General features: G+C 39.3%; 22 protein-coding genes. 5 read left to right on the top strand and 17 right to left on the bottom strand.

Annotation, left to right across the window (positions count from 1 at the left end; translation table 11 throughout):
• Positions 1 to 34: 34 nt before the first annotated feature.
• Together ABES52_RS15655 and ABES52_RS15660 are read right to left on the bottom strand one after the other, a co-directional pair.
• The gene (locus tag ABES52_RS15655; RefSeq protein ID WP_429652170.1) at positions 35 to 286 is read right to left on the bottom strand and encodes a DUF2584 domain-containing protein; all 252 of its coding nucleotides are present in this window, start codon (positions 284 to 286) and stop codon (positions 35 to 37) included.
• A complete protein-coding gene (locus ABES52_RS15660) occupies positions 225 to 1,121 on the bottom strand; it encodes an alpha/beta hydrolase family protein (protein WP_429652172.1) in 897 nt (298 codons plus the stop codon). The genes ABES52_RS15655 and ABES52_RS15660 overlap by 62 nt, the downstream gene beginning before the upstream one ends.
• A gap of 96 nt (positions 1,122 to 1,217) precedes the next feature.
• On the opposite strand from ABES52_RS15660, the gene ABES52_RS15665 reads away from it, so the two are divergent.
• Genes ABES52_RS15665 through ABES52_RS15675 form a run of 3 tightly spaced genes read left to right on the top strand, consistent with a single transcriptional unit; the run spans position 1,218 to position 3,800 of the window.
• Positions 1,218 to 2,216 carry an ABC transporter substrate-binding protein gene (locus tag ABES52_RS15665; RefSeq protein WP_429652174.1) on the top strand — a complete coding sequence of 333 codons (999 nt, stop codon included), beginning with the start codon at positions 1,218 to 1,220 and terminating at the stop codon, positions 2,214 to 2,216.
• 11 nt (positions 2,217 to 2,227) lie between these two features.
• Positions 2,228 to 3,004, top strand: a complete 777-nt coding sequence (locus ABES52_RS15670; protein WP_429652175.1) for an ABC transporter ATP-binding protein — start codon at positions 2,228 to 2,230, stop codon at positions 3,002 to 3,004.
• On the top strand, positions 2,985 to 3,800 hold the full coding sequence (locus tag ABES52_RS15675; RefSeq protein ID WP_429652176.1) for an ABC transporter permease: 816 nt from the start codon (positions 2,985 to 2,987) through the stop codon (positions 3,798 to 3,800). Before ABES52_RS15670 ends, ABES52_RS15675 begins: the two co-directional genes overlap by 20 nt.
• 93 nt (positions 3,801 to 3,893) lie before the next feature.
• On the opposite strand, the gene ytkD is transcribed toward ABES52_RS15675, so the two are convergent.
• From ytkD to ABES52_RS15690, 3 genes are all read right to left on the bottom strand, one after another.
• The gene (gene ytkD / locus ABES52_RS15680; RefSeq protein WP_429652178.1) at positions 3,894 to 4,367 is read right to left on the bottom strand and encodes an RNA deprotection pyrophosphohydrolase; all 474 of its coding nucleotides are present in this window, start codon (positions 4,365 to 4,367) and stop codon (positions 3,894 to 3,896) included.
• A gap of 67 nt (positions 4,368 to 4,434) precedes the next feature.
• Complete coding sequence (locus tag ABES52_RS15685) at positions 4,435 to 4,752, bottom strand: hydrolase (RefSeq protein WP_429652180.1); 318 nt, start codon at positions 4,750 to 4,752, stop codon at positions 4,435 to 4,437.
• Positions 4,753 to 4,815: 63 nt separating this feature from the next.
• Positions 4,816 to 5,238: a phage holin family protein gene (locus tag ABES52_RS15690; protein ID WP_429652217.1), complete on the bottom strand. Its 423-nt coding sequence runs from the start codon at positions 5,236 to 5,238 to the stop codon at positions 4,816 to 4,818.
• Positions 5,239 to 5,363: 125 nt separating this feature from the next.
• On the opposite strand from ABES52_RS15690, the gene ABES52_RS15695 reads away from it, so the two are divergent.
• The gene (locus tag ABES52_RS15695) at positions 5,364 to 5,606 is read left to right on the top strand and encodes a DUF6154 family protein (protein WP_429652182.1); all 243 of its coding nucleotides are present in this window, start codon (positions 5,364 to 5,366) and stop codon (positions 5,604 to 5,606) included.
• Positions 5,607 to 5,609: 3 nt separating this feature from the next.
• Here ABES52_RS15695 and ABES52_RS15700 read toward each other — a convergent pair whose 3' ends face one another.
• The 6 genes from ABES52_RS15700 to ABES52_RS15725 form a co-directional block, all read right to left on the bottom strand.
• The gene (locus tag ABES52_RS15700; RefSeq protein ID WP_429652184.1) at positions 5,610 to 5,798 is read right to left on the bottom strand and encodes a polyribonucleotide nucleotidyltransferase; all 189 of its coding nucleotides are present in this window, start codon (positions 5,796 to 5,798) and stop codon (positions 5,610 to 5,612) included.
• 303 nt (positions 5,799 to 6,101) lie between these two features.
• Entirely contained in the window at positions 6,102 to 6,341 is a 240-nt protein-coding gene (gene yidD / locus ABES52_RS15705) for a membrane protein insertion efficiency factor YidD (protein WP_429652186.1), read from the bottom strand.
• A 62-nt stretch (positions 6,342 to 6,403) separates the two neighbouring features.
• Positions 6,404 to 6,565 (bottom strand): YtzI protein, encoded by a 162-nt coding sequence (ytzI, locus tag ABES52_RS15710; RefSeq protein ID WP_429652187.1) that lies wholly within the window; start codon positions 6,563 to 6,565, stop codon positions 6,404 to 6,406.
• Between the two features lie 324 nt (positions 6,566 to 6,889).
• Positions 6,890 to 7,810, bottom strand: coding sequence for an NAD(P)/FAD-dependent oxidoreductase (locus tag ABES52_RS15715; protein WP_429652189.1), 921 nt, complete (start codon positions 7,808 to 7,810; stop codon positions 6,890 to 6,892).
• A gap of 399 nt (positions 7,811 to 8,209) precedes the next feature.
• Positions 8,210 to 8,794, bottom strand: a complete 585-nt coding sequence (locus tag ABES52_RS15720; protein WP_429652190.1) for a nitroreductase family protein — start codon at positions 8,792 to 8,794, stop codon at positions 8,210 to 8,212.
• 549 nt (positions 8,795 to 9,343) lie between these two features.
• Entirely contained in the window at positions 9,344 to 9,817 is a 474-nt protein-coding gene (locus ABES52_RS15725; RefSeq protein ID WP_429652192.1) for an S-ribosylhomocysteine lyase, read from the bottom strand.
• Between the two features lie 262 nt (positions 9,818 to 10,079).
• Between ABES52_RS15725 and ABES52_RS15730 the strand changes: the two genes are divergently transcribed.
• Positions 10,080 to 10,235: a DUF1540 domain-containing protein gene (locus ABES52_RS15730; protein ID WP_429652193.1), complete on the top strand. Its 156-nt coding sequence runs from the start codon at positions 10,080 to 10,082 to the stop codon at positions 10,233 to 10,235.
• A 36-nt stretch (positions 10,236 to 10,271) separates the two neighbouring features.
• Here ABES52_RS15730 and menC read toward each other — a convergent pair whose 3' ends face one another.
• The 6 genes from menC to ABES52_RS15760 form a co-directional block, all read right to left on the bottom strand.
• A complete protein-coding gene (gene menC, locus ABES52_RS15735; protein WP_429652195.1) occupies positions 10,272 to 11,384 on the bottom strand; it encodes an o-succinylbenzoate synthase in 1,113 nt (370 codons plus the stop codon).
• Positions 11,371 to 12,852, bottom strand: a complete 1,482-nt coding sequence (locus ABES52_RS15740) for an o-succinylbenzoate--CoA ligase (protein ID WP_429652197.1) — start codon at positions 12,850 to 12,852, stop codon at positions 11,371 to 11,373. Before ABES52_RS15740 ends, menC begins: the two co-directional genes overlap by 14 nt.
• Positions 12,853 to 12,926: 74 nt before the next feature.
• Positions 12,927 to 13,745 (bottom strand): 1,4-dihydroxy-2-naphthoyl-CoA synthase, encoded by an 819-nt coding sequence (gene menB, locus ABES52_RS15745; RefSeq protein WP_429652198.1) that lies wholly within the window; start codon positions 13,743 to 13,745, stop codon positions 12,927 to 12,929.
• Positions 13,735 to 14,568: a 2-succinyl-6-hydroxy-2,4-cyclohexadiene-1-carboxylate synthase gene (gene menH / locus ABES52_RS15750; RefSeq protein ID WP_429652199.1), complete on the bottom strand. Its 834-nt coding sequence runs from the start codon at positions 14,566 to 14,568 to the stop codon at positions 13,735 to 13,737. Before menH ends, menB begins: the two co-directional genes overlap by 11 nt.
• Positions 14,565 to 16,298, bottom strand: a complete 1,734-nt coding sequence (gene menD / locus ABES52_RS15755; RefSeq protein ID WP_429652201.1) for a 2-succinyl-5-enolpyruvyl-6-hydroxy-3-cyclohexene-1-carboxylic-acid synthase — start codon at positions 16,296 to 16,298, stop codon at positions 14,565 to 14,567. The genes menH and menD overlap by 4 nt, the downstream gene beginning before the upstream one ends.
• Entirely contained in the window at positions 16,295 to 17,683 is a 1,389-nt protein-coding gene (locus tag ABES52_RS15760; RefSeq protein ID WP_429652203.1) for an isochorismate synthase, read from the bottom strand. The genes menD and ABES52_RS15760 overlap by 4 nt, the downstream gene beginning before the upstream one ends.
• Positions 17,684 to 17,857 lie beyond the last annotated feature (174 nt).

The following is a 17,857-nucleotide window of genomic DNA, read 5'->3' on the forward strand; positions in this document are numbered from 1 at the left end:
CTTGACAGGGTTATGTGCATAAAAGAGACCTCTTTTAATTTGTGGAATTTAATGAGACTAATTCATAATAAATAACGGTTTTTCCACTTTCCCATTGCAAACGGCGGATGATAGCCGTTCCACTTGAATCACTTTCTTTCGTTTTCCGAATATCCATCGGTACGTCCAATGGGTATAACCGGTACCCTTCTTTTTCTAATCGAAACAAATTTTTTTCTTCTCCGTCAATTCGTGTTTCTTGACCGTTCGTAACGATTATCGTTTGTAATTCCAACGGCATTCCCATACTTCTTCTCCCCTTCATCATTCTTGCTTTTATCGTACCATGAAAGCGTTTGATTTTTCATCCATTGACATAATTCTTTTACAACTTTTCGATTGACTGCAGGTGGAAAATAGTGATTAAAAGTAGGAAAATACCACGTTTCAACGCACTTTCGTTCGCGCTTCAACGCTTCTTCTAACTCATAGGCATGTTGAATGGAGACATTTTCATCTTTTGCCCCATGAATAATTAAAACAGGACAATGCAACTCATTCATTTGATTTAACGGCGTTCGCCAAGCATAGCGTTCAGGATACTTCCGTGGCGTTCCCCCAATCACTCGCTTCATCATTCGCCGTAAATCTTTCCGTTCTTCATACGTTAAAACCATATTGGACACACCGCCCCAAGTGACTAAAGATGCAGTATCCTTTTTCTCAAGCCCGGTTAGCAATGCCATCACTCCCCCGCGCGAAAAACCAAAGATATGAATGCACCCTTCTTTAACCCGTGGATGTTGACGTAATAATTCGTAACCGGAAAACGCATCATGCCGATCATCGCCGGCAAAATCTTCGTTCCCCTCTCCACCTTGATTTCCTCGATAAAATGGGGCAAACACGATAAACCCTTCCGCCGCGAATTGAATAATTCTAGCCGGCCGAACTTTGCCAACGTTTTTTATCCCTCCTCGCAAATATAAAAAGCCATCGTAAGAACGTTCATCTTTAGGTTCGGCTAACAACCCTTTTACTTTGAGTCCCCTTGACCAATACGTTACTAGAAATAACCGTATATTCGGATGAGGGGATGGGAACGGGTGTTTGGAAATGATTTGTCCATCCTTCAACATCATTCACTCCAATTTTTATATGTTGGGCTATCACATATTTTTTTACTTCTCATACACTATGTTAGCAAACTTTATGGAACCTTAAAGGAGGTAAACTGGATGAACAAAAAAAAATGGTTCTTTTTCTTATTCCTTATCGGCACCCTAACATTTGGACTGAGTGCTTGTAAGCAAGACCAAGAGTTACAAACTGTCCGTGTTGCTGAAGTTACGCGTTCTATTTTTTATGCTCCCCAATATGTCGCCATTGAAAAAGGCTTTTTTGCTGATGAAGGGATCAACATTGAGCTAACGACGACATGGGGAGGAGATAAAACAATGACGACTCTCCTCTCAAATGGAGCCGATGTCGCCCTCGTTGGATCGGAAACTACGATTTATGTGTATGCTCAAGGAGCAAGTGACCCGGTTATTAACTTTGCTCAATTAACACAAACGGATGGAAGCTTCCTCGTCTCTCGAAAGCCAATAGACAATTTTACCTGGGATCAATTGAAAGGAACAACCTTCCTTGGACAACGAAAAGGCGGCATGCCGCAAATGGTTGGTGAATTTGTTTTAAAACAACACGGAATCGACCCACAAAACGACATACATTTAATTCAAAACATTGAGTTTGCCAATATCGCTAATGCTTTTGCATCAGGAACAGGAGATTTTGTCCAATTGTTCGAACCGACTGCATCGATTTTTGAAAAAGAAGGAATTGGTTATATCATTGCTTCTTTCGGTGAAGAATCTGGGCACGTTCCATATACAACGTATATGGCAAAACAAAGTTTGATTCAAGAAGATGCGGACTTAATTGAGAAATTTACACGAGCCATATATCGCGGGCAACAATGGGTGGAAACGCATCACCCTAAAGAAATTGCCCAAGTCATTCAACCATACTTTGAAGATACAAGTTTAGACATCATTGAAACGGTCGTGGAACGCTATCAACAGCAAGGCTCTTATGCAACAAATCCAATATTGGACGAAGAAGAGTGGAATCATCTTCAAGATATTATGGAGGAAGCATCTGAACTTCCAAAACGGATTCCTCATTCAGTGCTAGTGAACACGGAAATTGCCGAAAAAGTAGTCAATGAATAGAGGTGAATAGCTTGAGCTTTTTAATACTTCGCAACATTTCTCACACGTATTTTACACCAACGTCTATTACACCAGCACTAGAAGACATCAATTTAGAAATTGAAAAAGGGGAGTTCGTTTCCCTCATCGGCCCAAGTGGATGCGGGAAAACGACCCTTTTGACGATCATTTCAGGATTATTATCCCCAACACGAGGAGAAGTTTTAATTGAAAATGAACCCGTTAATCACCTAAAAAATTCGATTGGCTACATGCTTCAGCAAGACTATTTACTTCCGTGGAAAACGATTAAAGATAATATCTTAATTGGATTAAAACTTAAAAACGACTTAAACGCGGAAAAAGAACAACAAGCTATTCAATTACTTCACCATATCGGTCTTGAAGGTGTAGAAAACATGTTTCCGCGCCAACTATCTGGAGGGATGCGACAACGAGTTGCTCTTGTTCGAACGCTTGTCGTTGACCCTAAAATTTTCCTGTTAGATGAACCATTCTCAGCTCTTGATTATCAAGCAAAGCTCAAATTGGAGGACCTAGTCGCTGATACGCTGAAGTCTTTTCAAAAAACGGCCGTACTTGTCACTCACGACATTCAAGAAGCGATTGGGATGAGTGATCGCGTCGTTCTTCTATCTCCTCGTCCTGGTAGAATTCATCAAATTTTCAATGTACCAGAAGAAATTCGGGCGTTACCACCGTTCCAAGCTCGCAACCATCCGAAGTTCCATACCATGTTTCACACCATTTGGAAGGAGCTTGAGAACATTGGCTTACCATCAGGATAATGAAATACTACACCGACAATTTTTGGAAAAACAAAAGAAAATAAAACGAAAAGTTCGGACCTACCAATTACTCATTTTTATTTTGTTCGTTGCATGTTGGGAACTAGCGAGCACTTCCCAATTCATTGACCCATTAATTTTTAGTTCACCTAGCAAAGTACTCGCCCTACTGATTGATAAAGTGACAGATGGAAGCTTATTTTCCCATTTATTGATCACCATTATCGAGACCATTTTCGGCTTTCTTTTCGGAACGATTCTTGGAACAACGATGGCAGCGACGTTATGGTGGTTTCCGACCTTTTCAAAAGTATCCGATCCATATTTAGTCGTCCTTAACGCTATGCCGAAAGTCGCTCTTGGCCCTATCTTTATCGTCGTACTAGGGCCAGGCATGATATCCATTATCGGCATGGGCATGATCATTTCCGTCGTTATTACCACACTGGTAGTTTATAGCTCCTTTAAAGAAGTCGACGAGAATTATATCAAAATGCTAAAAACGTTTGGTGCAAGGAAACGTCAAATTTTTACTGAAGCGATCTTACCTGCTTCCTTCCCAACCATCATTTCGACATTAAAAGTCAATGTCGGTCTCTCGTGGATAGGAGTCATCGTTGGAGAATTTCTCGTCTCCAACCGTGGCTTAGGGTATTTAATTATATATGGATTTCAAGTATTTAATTTTACCCTTGTACTCCTTGCGTTATTTTTAGTCGCCCTTTTTGCTACGTTAATGTATCAGCTTGTCCATTGGGTCGAACGGGTAATTATAAAAGATCGCATGTTGGATTAACAATGAAGGGCCAGCATCGAAAATATTCATGCTGACCCTTAATTTTTAAAAGCTTCGCTGAACGAACTCGTGATTTGTATTTACTAGGCGTTTTTAAATAAAATTTCGTTCTTTTAAATACGTTAACGTACTACGAAGCACATCATCTTTCATGATAAAACTAACATGGTCTTGTTGAATATAGGAAAGAAGATTTCCTCTCACAAGAACTGGACCATTCGTTTCCATATAGCTTTTTTTCTCTTTTAATAAAGTGACATTAGCGAAAAATATCGCTTTAACAAAGCTGGAGGACTCGGATTGCACTTTATATTGTCCGACGTACGTTAAATCGGTAACAATTCCCCCAGTTTCTTCAAATACTTCTCTTTTTGCCGCTTCTTCTACTGTTTCGTTTTCTTCTACTTTCCCCCCAGGGAATTCGTGACCACGGATAGGATGGTCGGTTAACAACCATTGCCCTTTATACATCGTAATTACCAAGACGTGGGTAGGCTCTTCTTGGAAAGGGTCTTTTTCAAAAGATAATGTCACGGTTTGCCCGATTTGGTCCGTAAACGTCTTCATCATTCACACTCTTCTCGTTTTTCTTCTTATTATAAATGGATTGAGAAGAATTCGCAGTACGGAAAATCTAAGGGGATAAAATGCCCATGGATTCAATATGATTTTTCGCTTCTTCATCTCCCAACTTATAAATCATTTCATAAATCCGTTTCAAGTTTTTATCATAGGCATCATTCTCTTTATCATAATGATATTGGATATATGGAACATGCGAACGATAAAAGGCTTGAATATCTGTAGAGTAGTTGGAATCGAATAGTTCCCGGAGTTGTGTAATTTCTTGATCTGTCGCCTCAATTTTAAAATCCCATGGAGAATCCGTTGACGTTTGCATAATTTCTCCGTGTCCGATGGAAATGTAGTATGTTCTTTTTTCTTCAGGCATCTGTTCCATCTCCTTTTTTCAATCCTTGTTTATCGTTTCCCTCAATCGCTTCATTCTTATTCTTTATTTTTTCGAATTATTTTTTGATTTGACTTTCTGTTTTAATAATTCGACAGCATTTACTAAAAATGTTGGAATCGGTAGCCCAGCACGACCCGCATTTTCCAAAATAGAAATGACTTCATTAAGAATATAGAAAAAAATGGTCGCATCACGAAGCATATTGTTTTCCCAAATCAGTGAATCAATAAAATGAGCGGTAGCCACTACGGCAAATATAAAAATTTTCATCGCAATGCCCTTTAAACCTACTTTACTAGACAACGTTCCTTCGATAAAAGAGGCAATCATTCCGGTAATGTAATCAAGAAGAACAATACCAAATAAAACAAGAACAAGCGAATCAATTCCCCCAATAATATAGCCTCCGAAAGATGCAAAAGAAGCGAAAGCGACAGCAAAAAATCCATTTATTTTTATACCGATGTCCTCCTTTCGTCACACGGATAGATTGTAAAAAAAGGGTACACTAGTAATAAAACTGTGCTTTACATTATATGTAACGATAAAACAAGATGTGCCGTACAGAATCTTTGAAAGGAGGACAACTAGTGAAAATTGTAGATGAGTTGTATCATTTATTAGGAACAGAGGCACAATTGAATGAAGAGGAATTAGATATGTTAACGTTCGCGGTCTTAGATGTCTATAATCGCAAGGATTTATTACGGCTAGTGGGAGAAATGACAGATGAAGAATTGCATTACTTTATTCGTCTTTACTTAGTAGAGAGCTTAAAAGGGAAATTTACGAGTAAAAAGAAAGGTGCAGCCTCACAGCTACACCTCCATTAACGATTACGCTTGTATATCCACTACTTTGCCTTTATACGGATGGGGAGCAACGTGTTGATTTGTTTCCCGTAAATCTTCCAACATCGTGGTGACTTGCGCAGTTTGAGTCGCCATTTGACTTTTCAACAAATTCAAGTTTAACGTATGTTGCAGTTCAGCGACTTGTTTTCCCATTATAGAAGAAAGATTCATTGTGATTCCCCTTTTTTCTTTTATTGTAACAAATTCATTTGAGAGAATTAAGAGAACACAACCAAATTTTATATACTTATGATAATTTTTACAACAATTTAGAAATAGGTATCTCAAATTCCAGACAACTTTACCTACTCATTACATATTGATTCGATTTTATTAAGTCAAATACAAAAAACATGGCCCGTATCGACAGAGTTTAATTTAATGCTTGCTACAGTACTTCAATATCACCATAAAATGGAATCATTATAAAAAACATGCCGTAGCTTACTAAACTACTAAAAGAATATCTAGAACTCAATCATGTTTTTTCCGATTTGGCCATTCTTGAGGAACAGGGTCCACTCCACCTGGATGAAACGGATGGCATTTTAATATTCGTTTGATCGTTAACCATCCTCCTCTTATCGCTCCAAATCGTTCAATTGCCTCCATTCCATAATGGGAGCAAGACGGATAAAAACGGCATGTCGGAGGTTTTAGTGGCGATATAAATTTTTGATAAAACCGAATCCCTTTAAGTAAGACAGATTTCAATAAAAATACCTCCTATAAAAAAATAGCTCCAGCAATTATGCCGGAAACTACACTCCCTTGTTTCATTTCGAATCGTTAGTTGTACGCATGTTTTCAAGATGCGGATTGTTATCAATCGGATCCACCGTATGCTTATATTGATATGCTTTCGAAGTGGTAAGGGCGCTTAAAAGAATCACAAGGAAAATAATGATAATAGAAATCACAAGTACAGTAAAAACCATGTAACTAACCTCCTCCTATTATTATTATCATACCAAACGGAATCATCGTAAAGAAAAAGTTACTGCGCATGAGGGTAATAGGAGGCCTGGGTCATCTAAATAACAAACTGCTTATTGAAAATTTTTTTGTAAAAAAGACAGGTCCAAAAAATAGTATCGTAACTAGAAGGATTTCCTAAACAAATCGTTTCTCTTATAAAAGTAGCCACTACCGTCAAAATAGAAACATCGAATCAAGACGTTCCTTTGTAAACAATACATGGTTATAAAAAGTCTCCTTAAATTGAATATTCTTACCTATTGTTTCCAACCCAAATTAAGCCTTTATATCCCTATATTCCAATCCTCTTCTACTAACTCATGATTAATCGCTACCCCTGCTTCGTACCCTTCACCCGCTGCACAAATTAACCCTGTAAACAAATTTTTCGCATCTCCGATAATATAAAGTCCATCGACATTTGTTTTACCGTGTTCCTTTGTTTCATATCCTCCCTTTTCATTGATGGGGACTCCTAATTTCATTGGAATCATTGTGGCTTGGTTCCCACCAGTATCCATAAGAAAACCACCTTTTCGGTGAATCGCTTCGCCAGTAGCTAGTACGACATGATGTAACAAACCATTGTGGGATTGAAGTTCAACGATGGGAGATTCAATGAGGCGAATGTTACGCTGAATTAATTCTTGCCTTTCTTCATTCATTTTAGCAGGTCCATTCGTAAACACGATTACATCTTTACTCCAATGATAAATGAGCTTAACAAAATGGAGAAGAAATTCACCATTTCCAAACACAGCCAAGGGCTCATATCGTCGTTCCCATCCATCACAGTAAGGACAAGGGAAAACTGAAGTTCCATACACTTTCTGTAATCCTGGTATATCCGGTAAGTGATCTTTTATTCCTGTAGAAAATATGACTTTGCGACTTAGAAAGACGTGACCATCGCGGGTAAAAGTATGGAACAACCCATTGTTTTTTGTAACATCTACAACATGATTATCAATTCTTTTTATGGTTTCGTATTTATTTAATTCTTTATGAGCTATATTTCTGAGTTCTATAGGATGAATTCCGTCTCTAGTTAGAAACCCATTTGATACGTGCGATACCCTATTTCTTGGCTTACCTTCATCAATTAATACGACATTTCGAAGGGAACGACCTAATACGAGTGCAGCACTTAACCCAGCAGGTCCTCCTCCTATAATAACCACATCAAATATTTTTTCACGATACATTTCTGAGCTATCTCCTTGTATCTGTTATTAAGTACGATTTTTCACCAATACATACATGAAGTTTTTACTTAATGTTTTTTTCATATTCACCTTTTGTTCTCATGAATCATGGAACTATCATTAATGAGGCTAACGAAGAGTATATTAAATTAGTACTTACGAAATGGTAATTGGAGGCAAACATATAAAAAATACGTAAAAGAATTTTTCAGTTATTTCGATATTCAAGTGATGGTTTGGTTTATGTTTGGAAAGAAGTAGAAATAAGTGAGACGGCAAGAAATTTGGAGCTTCTAAAAAAGGAGTAAACTTCTATCTAAACTACTAATGTCCGGAGTCGCTAAGATGCTGGTTAGCGACCACCCGGACATTCATATTGATGATATTTAAATAACAGAATTAAACCTTTTGATCGGAATCAATCCATATCGTCTTGTCTTCGAAAGAAGTTCTCTTACCCATTCTTGGTGGAAGATCGGGATAGCCGATATAAATAAATCCTAAAACTTCGTCTCTATCCGATAGTCCAAAACACTTCTTCATTTTCGGATGATAGCACGCTTTTCCCGTTCTCCAGATGGCACCTAGTCCAAGCGCATGGGCAGCAAGTAACATATTTTGAATGGCTGCGTTTACTGCTCCAATTTCTTCGATATACTCAACTTTTGGATTAGATGACGGAACGGCTGCAACGGTAATAATAACCGGAGCCCGAAATGCCTTTTCCTCTATTTTCTTTAATTTTACTTGTCGCTCCTGCTCATTTGTGTCAGCTATTGTTTCTTCTGCAATTTCCGCAAGCGTTCTTCCAAGAAGTCTCCTTCCTTCTCCTGTTAACACAAAAAACTTCCAAGGCTCTGTTAGGTGATGATTAGGAGCCCAAGTAGCAGCCTCTAACACTTGATTGATCAATTGTTTATCGACGGGATCAGGCTTTACCTTCCCAATACTTCTTCTTTTTTTTATCGCTTCTAAAACATCCATTCGTTTTGCCTCCAACTAGTATTTTTCAGAAAAGAGGTCACTTTTTCTTTGTTTTCGTTCATTACATATGCCAACTGAGACACACATCGGTAAACCTGTCACTGGATCCTGAATGATGCGACATTCTATTCTAAATATTTCCTGAGTGTTTCTTCTGTAAAAAATATATTCTAATATTCCTTCTTTATATTCTCGACCATTGACAATAATGATTAGGTGTGCCGCCTGATTTAATTAAAGAAGCAACATGAGGATTGTTCGATGATATTGATGATTTGTTCTAAAACTTCGATTTGATGGGCTAAATCTAAATAGGTCTGTCCCAATCTTAAAATTAATATTCGATATTGTAATATTATCTAAACGAAAATGATTATCAATTTCAATATTAAAATATATTACACTTTTTGTCTACCTTTATTGGAATACTGGGAAGGAGATTGTTTCCCCATCTTCATCGGTTTCGCATCTGAAATATCTACAATTAAATGATTAAAATGAAATGGCCATTTCCTATTGGATTTAGGAAATGGCCGTATAGGTAATACATTATGCAAATACTTGTTTTAATTCTTCTTTACTATGTTGTAGCCAGTAGCGCATTAAACGTTTTGCACCTTCTAAATCGTGAAGTTTCGCTTGACCACATTGTTTTTCATTCGCTGCAGGAACTTCCGTAATCTCAAGTGCATCTTTCATTGTATCTTCTAACAAGTCAATGATTTCTTCAACAGTTGGTTCACCGCTTACCACTAAGTAGTAACCTGTTTGACATCCCATTGGGGATACGTCAATAATGTCAAAATGATCGTATTTTTCGGCATGCTTACGAATCGTAAACGCTAATAAATGTTCTAATGTATGAATAGCATCTGGCTTCATTGCTTGCTTGTTTGGCTGGCAAAAACGAATGTCAAATTTATTTACGACCCCATCAGAACCAACTTTATGAACACCACAATGACGAACATAAGGGGCTTTTACCGCACAATGATCTAACTCAAAACTTTCAACAGATGGCATAATCCTATCACTCCTCTTTAAATTTGCCTCTTCAAGAGGACTGTATATTTTATTATATCGTTAATTCCGATTTTTTTCATCTATTTTGTCGGAAACGGTCATTATAAAAGAGGATTCATCGTAGTTTATGGCCGTTTGGTATACGTTATTCACTAAATGGAATAAGTATTTTTTTACTTAATCGTTTCCTAAGACGACCAGTATATTTTGCATCAGATACACACATTCTAATGTTGAACCCTCATCTAAAGGAGTGAATCAAATGGCAAAAGATGTACTTTGTGAAGTCAATAACTGTACGTATTGGGAACAAGGTAATCGCTGTGGTGCTGACCAAATTTATGTGATAAGCCATCGCGGAAAACAAGCTGAAAATAGCGAAGAAACTGACTGTAAAACATTTAAACCTACTCAATAATTACTCTTTTTCAATGGGAACGTACTTGTTCCCTTTTTATTTGGCTAAAAACGACTCATTATAAGTGCATACTTGCTTCAAACGTTTCTTATTGATTTCAAACCCAATGCCTGGAGTAGTAGGAACATAAATCTTCCCATGGTCAATTTCTACCTCCGGTTCAATAATATCCTGCTCCCAATACCTGCGAGAAGCCGAAAGATCCCCCGGGATTTGGAAACCTTCCAAAGTAGACAAGGCAATGTTATGAGCTCTGGATACACCAAACTCCAGCATACCACCACACCAAACACCAACTTGTTCCGCTAAGCAGTAGTCATGTATCGCTTTTGCTACAGCTAGACCACCTACTCGTCCGACCTTAATATTTATAAGACGACAACTATTTAATTGAATTGCTAACTTTACATCTTCTATCGAAGCAATGCTTTCATCTAAACAGATCGGCGTCTTGATTTGTTCTTGTAGCTTTGCATGTTCGATAAAATGTTTGTTCCCAAACGGTTGCTCGATCATTAATAAACCAAAATCGTCTAACGCTTTTAAGCGGTCAACATCATCGTGAAACGAATACGCACCATTGGCGTCAATCATTATTGGAGCATCCGGAAAGTACTGTCGGACTTTAGATAGCATTTCATACTCCTGATTAGGAATAATTTTCAGCTTAATTCGTTGATAACCTTCGTCCAAATACGTCTCTATTTGCCGTAACATAGCTTTTACATCAGTCGTTCCAATTGCGACACCTGCGGGAATGGTGGCACGGTTTCCACCAAGTACTTGAAATAACGGCGCTTGTTGTGACTTGGCAAATAAGTCCCATATCGCTGTTTCGATGCCAGCTTTCGCCATCCGGTTGCCTTTGATAGCCGAAAATAATGAGGTTAGTTCATTTGGATGGGTCCACTCACGATTTAAAACGATCGGAACTAGCAAATCCTTCAACATATGATAACAAGTGATGACCGTTTCTTCGGTATACCAAGGGGTCGAAAAAGCAACCACCTCACCGTATCCTCGCCGGCCCTCATCATCCGTTAGTTCAACAATAATACTTTCGCGTTTGGATACCGTTTCTAAATGGGTTTCGAACGGTTTTTTTAAAGGCATTTCAATGACGTATAGTTGTACGTTACGTACCTGCATGTTCGTTCACCTTTATCCATTCTTTCAGCTTGCGCCTCATTAATTTGTTAGAGGCATTTCGAGGTAATTCATCCACGACGATAAATTTTTTCGGAATTTTATATTTCGCTAATCGTTTGGTACAATAATTTTTTAATTCCTCCATTGATACTCCGCTAGCTAAAACAACAAACGCACACGGGACTTGCCCCCATACATCATCGTCAATCCCAATCACCCCTGCTTCTAGAACAGCCGGATGGGAATGAAGAACCGATTCAATTTCCGCTGGATAGATATTCTCACCACCAGAAATAATGAGGTCGGAACGGCGATCTAACACATACAAAAACCCTTCATCATCTAAATACCCGTAATCCCCGGTAAAAAACCATCCATTTTGGAACCGCTCGTTGTTAGCGTCCGACCGATTCAGATATCCAGGGGTCACATTCGGGCCTTTGACTACAATTTCTCCAGCTTCATTCGGTGTAGCTACCCTCTCGTCTACTCGTATTTCGATTTGTACAGGAAACAGTGGTTTCCCAGCTGATCCGAGTTTTGAAAAAACATGTTCCGGTGATAAAGTAACGACTTGGGAGGCTGTTTCTGTCATGCCGTATGTTTGAAATACCGGGATTTGTCTATCTATACACCGTTCTAATAACGATTTTGGTGCCGGTCCTCCGCCTAACAACATACAACGAAAACGCGGATGATATACGTTGTCACCTAATTCTCGTACCATTCGGTCAAGCATGGTGGCGACTACAGACATGATGGACGCATGTCCTGAACAAAGGTATTCGTTCGCCTTTTTTTCATCAAATTGTTTCATTAAGACCACTTCGATTCCATAAATAACGCTTCGAATCAAGATAGAATAACCACTGATATGAAACAACGGTAAAGCGCATAACCACGCATCATTCTCGTGAAGTCCTAAGTTCAATGCTGAGCCAACTGCACTCCACCAATGATTCCCATACGTTTGTTGCACACCTTTTGGGTTACCGGTCGTTCCTGAAGTGTACATAATAGAACAGATCTCATTTAGTGAAAATTCATGACGTAATGTTAATGGCAACTCTGGTAATTCCATTAATTGTTCATACGTACAAACAAAAAGGTCCTGTTCCAAAGAAGCAAATTTAGATTGAAGTTGATTATCAAGAATCACTTTTTCTACGTTTGCATCATTCACTTGAAAGACGAGTTCTTCAACCGTCAATCTTGTATTTAGTAAAACCGTTTTAGCCCCAATTTGTTGCAAGGCATGAAGAAGAAAAATGGTTTGAGGACAATTTGTTCCCAGTACTCCGATTGCTTCCTCTTTCTTCACACCTATTCCTGCTAATTTGTATGCCCATACCTTACTTTCCTCGTACAACTCCGCAAACGACCAGGAACGATCACCATACGTTAAAGCTCGTCTATGGGGGGTTAAAAATGCTCGTTGCTGTAACCAATTCGGAATAGTAGTCGTCATGTGATTCACCTCAATATCCTTCGTCATAAGAAGAAGGGAGTTCTCATAGACGATGAGAGAACCCCCTTACTTTCTTATGGAAAACGTGGGAATTGACCGAAGTTTGGTTTCCGTTTTTCCTTAAATGCATCTCTTCCTTCTTTTGCTTCGTCTGTTGTATAGTACAGTAATGTTGCGTCGCCGGCGAGTTGTTGTAATCCTGCTAAACCATCTGTATCGGCGTTAAATGCTGCTTTTAGGAAACGAATAGCTGTAGGGCTCTTTTCTAAAATTTCTTCTGCCCATTTTACTGTTTCTTCCTCTAATTTCTCAAGCGGCACTACCGCATTGACAAGCCCCATTTCTAATGCTTCTTGGGCATTGTATTGACGGCATAAATACCAAATTTCTCTCGCTTTTTTATGACCAACAATTCGTGCTAAATAGCCAGCACCGTATCCAGCATCAAAGCTACCTACTTTTGGACCTGTTTGACCAAAGATCGCATTATCAGCAGCAATCGTTAAATCACAAACGACATGAAGAACATGTCCTCCTCCAATTGCATAGCCTGCCACCATCGCAATCACTGGTTTTGGAATAATACGGATTAAACGTTGTAAGTCCAGTACATTCAGACGAGGAATATTATCTTCACCTACGTATCCTCCGTGACCACGCACCTTTTGGTCTCCACCTGAACAGAACGCTTTATCTCCCGCACCTGTTAAAATAATGACACCAATTTTGGAATCATCACGTGCGTACGCAAATGCATCGATCAGCTCCTGCACCGTTTTTGGACGAAAAGCGTTACGAACTTCTGGACGGTTAATCGTAATTTTAGCAATTCCATTGTATGTTTCATAAATAATGTCTTCATATTCTCTCTCTTTTACCCATTCAATGGCCATGACGAGAACCTCCCTTATGTATTGTTAAAAACCTATCTACTATTGTACCAAACTTTTCTGGATGTTCCATATGAATTGTATGCCCTACTCCCTCAATGACCTCGTGTTGGGCCATAGGCAATCGTTGAACCATTCGCTCAGCAATCCGACAAAACTTCATGTCCATTTTGCCTGTCAATAATAGAACTGGAAAATGGAGGTTGGTAAGTTTGTCCCACCAAGATGGTTGACTTCCTGTCCCCATTCCGAGAAGACTGTTGGCTAAACCAACCGGATGATTTTTCATTCGCTGTGCTCTTTTCTTTTCTTTCACGTCCTCAGGCAGCTGACTCTGGGTCGCAAATAACGGAATACGCTCCCAATAATCAATAAAGAACTCGATTCCTTTATGTAATATCATATCTGCCAAACGAGCATCCGCCAATTGACGTTCTTTTCGTTCTTCTGGAAACTCTAACCCTGGTGAAGCGCTTTCTAATATTAATGTCTCTACCCAGTTTGGAAATAACACGGCAAATGTGAGAGCAAGACGTCCACCCATCGAATAGCCAATCATATGAACTTTTTCATAAGCTAATTTTTCTAACAAATCGCGAATATCAATGGCCACTTTAACAATATCGTACCTTGCTGGGTCTTCAGGATGATCGGATTTCCCATGCCCTAAAATATCAATTAAAATCCATTGATAACGAGAAGGGAAATAGGGAAGGACATCTTCCCAGGAGGTGATATCACCCGTAAAACCATGCAGTAAAACAACTGGCTTTCCTTCCCCTTTCACTTTTACATGGTACGTTACACCATTCACACGAACATTCACAGATGCTCATCCTTTACAAACAAACTCAAAATTTCTGATACGTTAGCCCATAATTGGCGGTGGATGGCGGCATTGCTTTCACGATTCGTTTGTACTTCAAGAATGCGTAATCCTTGTTGATTGGTTTTCGACAATTCTTGTTCAAAATGATTCCAATCGTGAATGAGATGATACTCCCCTTCATATAAATGGGCCAAGTATTCAAATGATAAATGTAAAGGTGTACCAAACAATTGTTCAAAATGCTTCGGATATTTCGCTTGCGGTAAGAACGAAAAAATTCCTCCACCATTATTGTTTACTAAAATGACCGTAAGCGGTAGATGATAAGCTTTCGCTATGAACAGTCCTGTTAAATCGTGGAAGAAGGACAAATCTCCAATGAGTAAATATGCTTGTTTCGCATACAGACTTGCACCTAATGCACTAGAGACAACCCCATCGATTCCGTTTACTCCTCGATTGGCAAGGATGCGAATATTTTTCGGGACTTGATGAAAAAATGTATCTACATCTCGTATCGGCATACTATTCCCAACAAACAACAAACTCTCTTCTGGAAGTAAACGGCTCATTCGAAGGACTAATTCACCTTCGTTGAGTTCCTCGGTTGAAAAAGATTGCAACTTTCCTTTCGTCAGTGCATTTAACTGAATCCATTGATTGAGCCATTCAAAGTTCGGATGGATTTTTACACGTTCCGTCATCGTTTCACAGAATATTCGTTCCTCACAATAAATCATTTCCGTCATTAAAAAATTAGGATTACGATATCCCGCTCCACCGTCCACAACGAGATGATAAGCGTCCTTCTGCTCTTGTAAATAAAGAAGTAACGCTTTTGAAACAGGCATCGCTCCAAAACGGATCACGATGTCTGGTTGATATGTCTTTTTGACCTCTTCATTTCGTAAAAACGTATCATAACAGTCAATAATTTCTTCGTGCATGCTCGATTGGGAACGCAATTGGGATAATGGATCTGCCAGTATTGGAAAACCAACTTTTTTTCCAAAACGAACAATTGATTCTGCACATGACGGGTCATCTAACGGACCACATATAATTAACCCTTTCTGTTTTTGTTCGAGCATTGAGGCAAGTTCATCCGCTTGCGCCACACTCATGCTCAGCATTCCGGTATGTATTTTCATCGGCGGGATTAACTTGTCTACCTGTTGCTCAAGATGTGGAATTAACGGTTCACGTAACGGCACGTTGATATGAACAGGTCCTTTAGGAGACTGGACGGATTCTGTGACCGCACGCACAGCCGTTGCCTGCGCATATCGCTTCATCGTCTCTGACCCTTCCGGAAGGGCAAGATCGACATGCCATTTCACATGTTTTCCGTATAACGAAAGCTGATCAATGGCTTGCGGAGCCCCAATTTCTCGTAATTCATGCGGACGGTCGGCTGTTAACACAATCAGTGGAACACGAGCATACTTTGCTTCAATAATAGCTGGATAATAGTTCGCTGCTGCCGTTCCGGATGTACAAAGTAGCGCGACGGGTGCTTGGGACATTTTTGCTATACCGAGAGCAAAAAAAGCAGCTGAACGTTCATCCACAATTACGTGTGTTCCGATTTGGGAACGTTCAGCTAAGAGCATCGCTAGGGGGGTGGAGCGGGATCCTGGACTAATAACAGCGTGTCGGACCCCTCCTTGAATGAGACCATCGATGAACGAGAAAAGATAATTGGTCATCACTTCTTCATGATTCATACGTCTGTTCCTCCTATGGCACGTAACATTGGCCGAAACTTCATGCGTGTTTCTTGAAATTCGCTATCCGGTTGAGAATCCGCTACCACACCACAACCTGAAAACAAAGTCGCCTCGTTATTTCGTAGAACGCCTGAACGAATAGCAACGGCAAATTCGCCATTTCCTTCATAATCCATCCAGCCAATCGGAGCAGCATAAAAGCCGCGGTTCATTCCTTCTACCTTTCGAATCGTTTCCATCGCTTTCTCTCGTGGCACTCCACCTAGTGCAGGCGTTGGGTGCAACCTTTGAACAAACTGAAGCAACGACGTTTTCTCATCCGTATATCCTTTGACAGGCGTATATAAATGTTGAATATCTCGAGTTTTCATTAATGTCGGTTCGTCAGGAATATCAACTTCCGAGCAAAGCGCTTCCATCACGTCACGAATCATCGAGACCACAAATTTGTGTTCTTGAACATTTTTCCGGTCGTTTAACAATTCTTCTCCTAATGACTCATCTTCTTCCATCGTCAGCCCACGTTTAATCGAACCAGCTAAGCACGTTGAAAGCACTTCATGATGCATTTTACGCACTAACCGTTCCGGGGAAGCTCCGATAAAACAACTTTTGTTCGCTTCCAAGGAAAAAATAAAACTTTTATGCTGTTCGTCCCACAACCGCTGTAATACTCGATCGGACAAAATCGCTTCCGAAAATTGAATGTATTTTTTTCGAGCGAGGACAACTTTGTCTAATTCACCGGTTTGAATTTGGTTAATGACACGACGTACGGTTTCCTTCCACTGTTCCGCATTTGGCTCGTTAACGGTAACAATCGCCGGTATTGGTTCTTCTATAATTTCTTCCTCTAAAACAAACTGTTTGAATAACCAATCTTTTTGTTTCTCCAGCTCTTTCTCCCAATGATCGGTTAATGGTCCGTTCATTGTTAGGTACGTTTCGTTATCGTAAACAGTAAGCATAATGGATGGGAGATAAAACATAACTGGCGAAAAATCTATCCATTCGTTGGACGGGACAATTTGCGGATCAAAACTTATTCCTCCAAACAACAGAGGACCCGTTCCTGGAACGTTATAAGAATGTTGTATCACCGTTTTCTCTATAATATCGTTCCATTTCTTTTGTAACGCTTCAAATCGACCGGAAGGTTCTATTAGTTCAATTTTTTTAACGATACCTAAACCAACGATAATCAACTCGTCATCTGGATCTTTCCAAAAAAATCGTTCTCCTTGAAACCATTTCTTTCCTTTCTTATAAAAGGAAAGGGGGTCAATAAACGGAATTTTGAACACTGAACTTCGATACAATAGGTCTTTACGCGCACGTTCTTTAGCATCCAATTGTATATCAACGGTTGAAATCGTAGTCAAAAAATATCCCCCCAAACCAAAAAGCACGAAACGTTCTCAAACTTATTTAAAGATACACTCAACATCAATACGTGTCAACGGACTCCCACTTCGTAAACCTGATTCTAACCTTATTATATACTATTATAGGCCTTGTTTCCGAGTAGAGTGACTAAATGGTTAGAAATGGTTCAT

Source organism: Aeribacillus pallidus (assembly GCF_050478865.1).
Taxonomy (GTDB): Bacteria; Bacillota; Bacilli; order Bacillales; family JACDOC01; genus JACDOC01.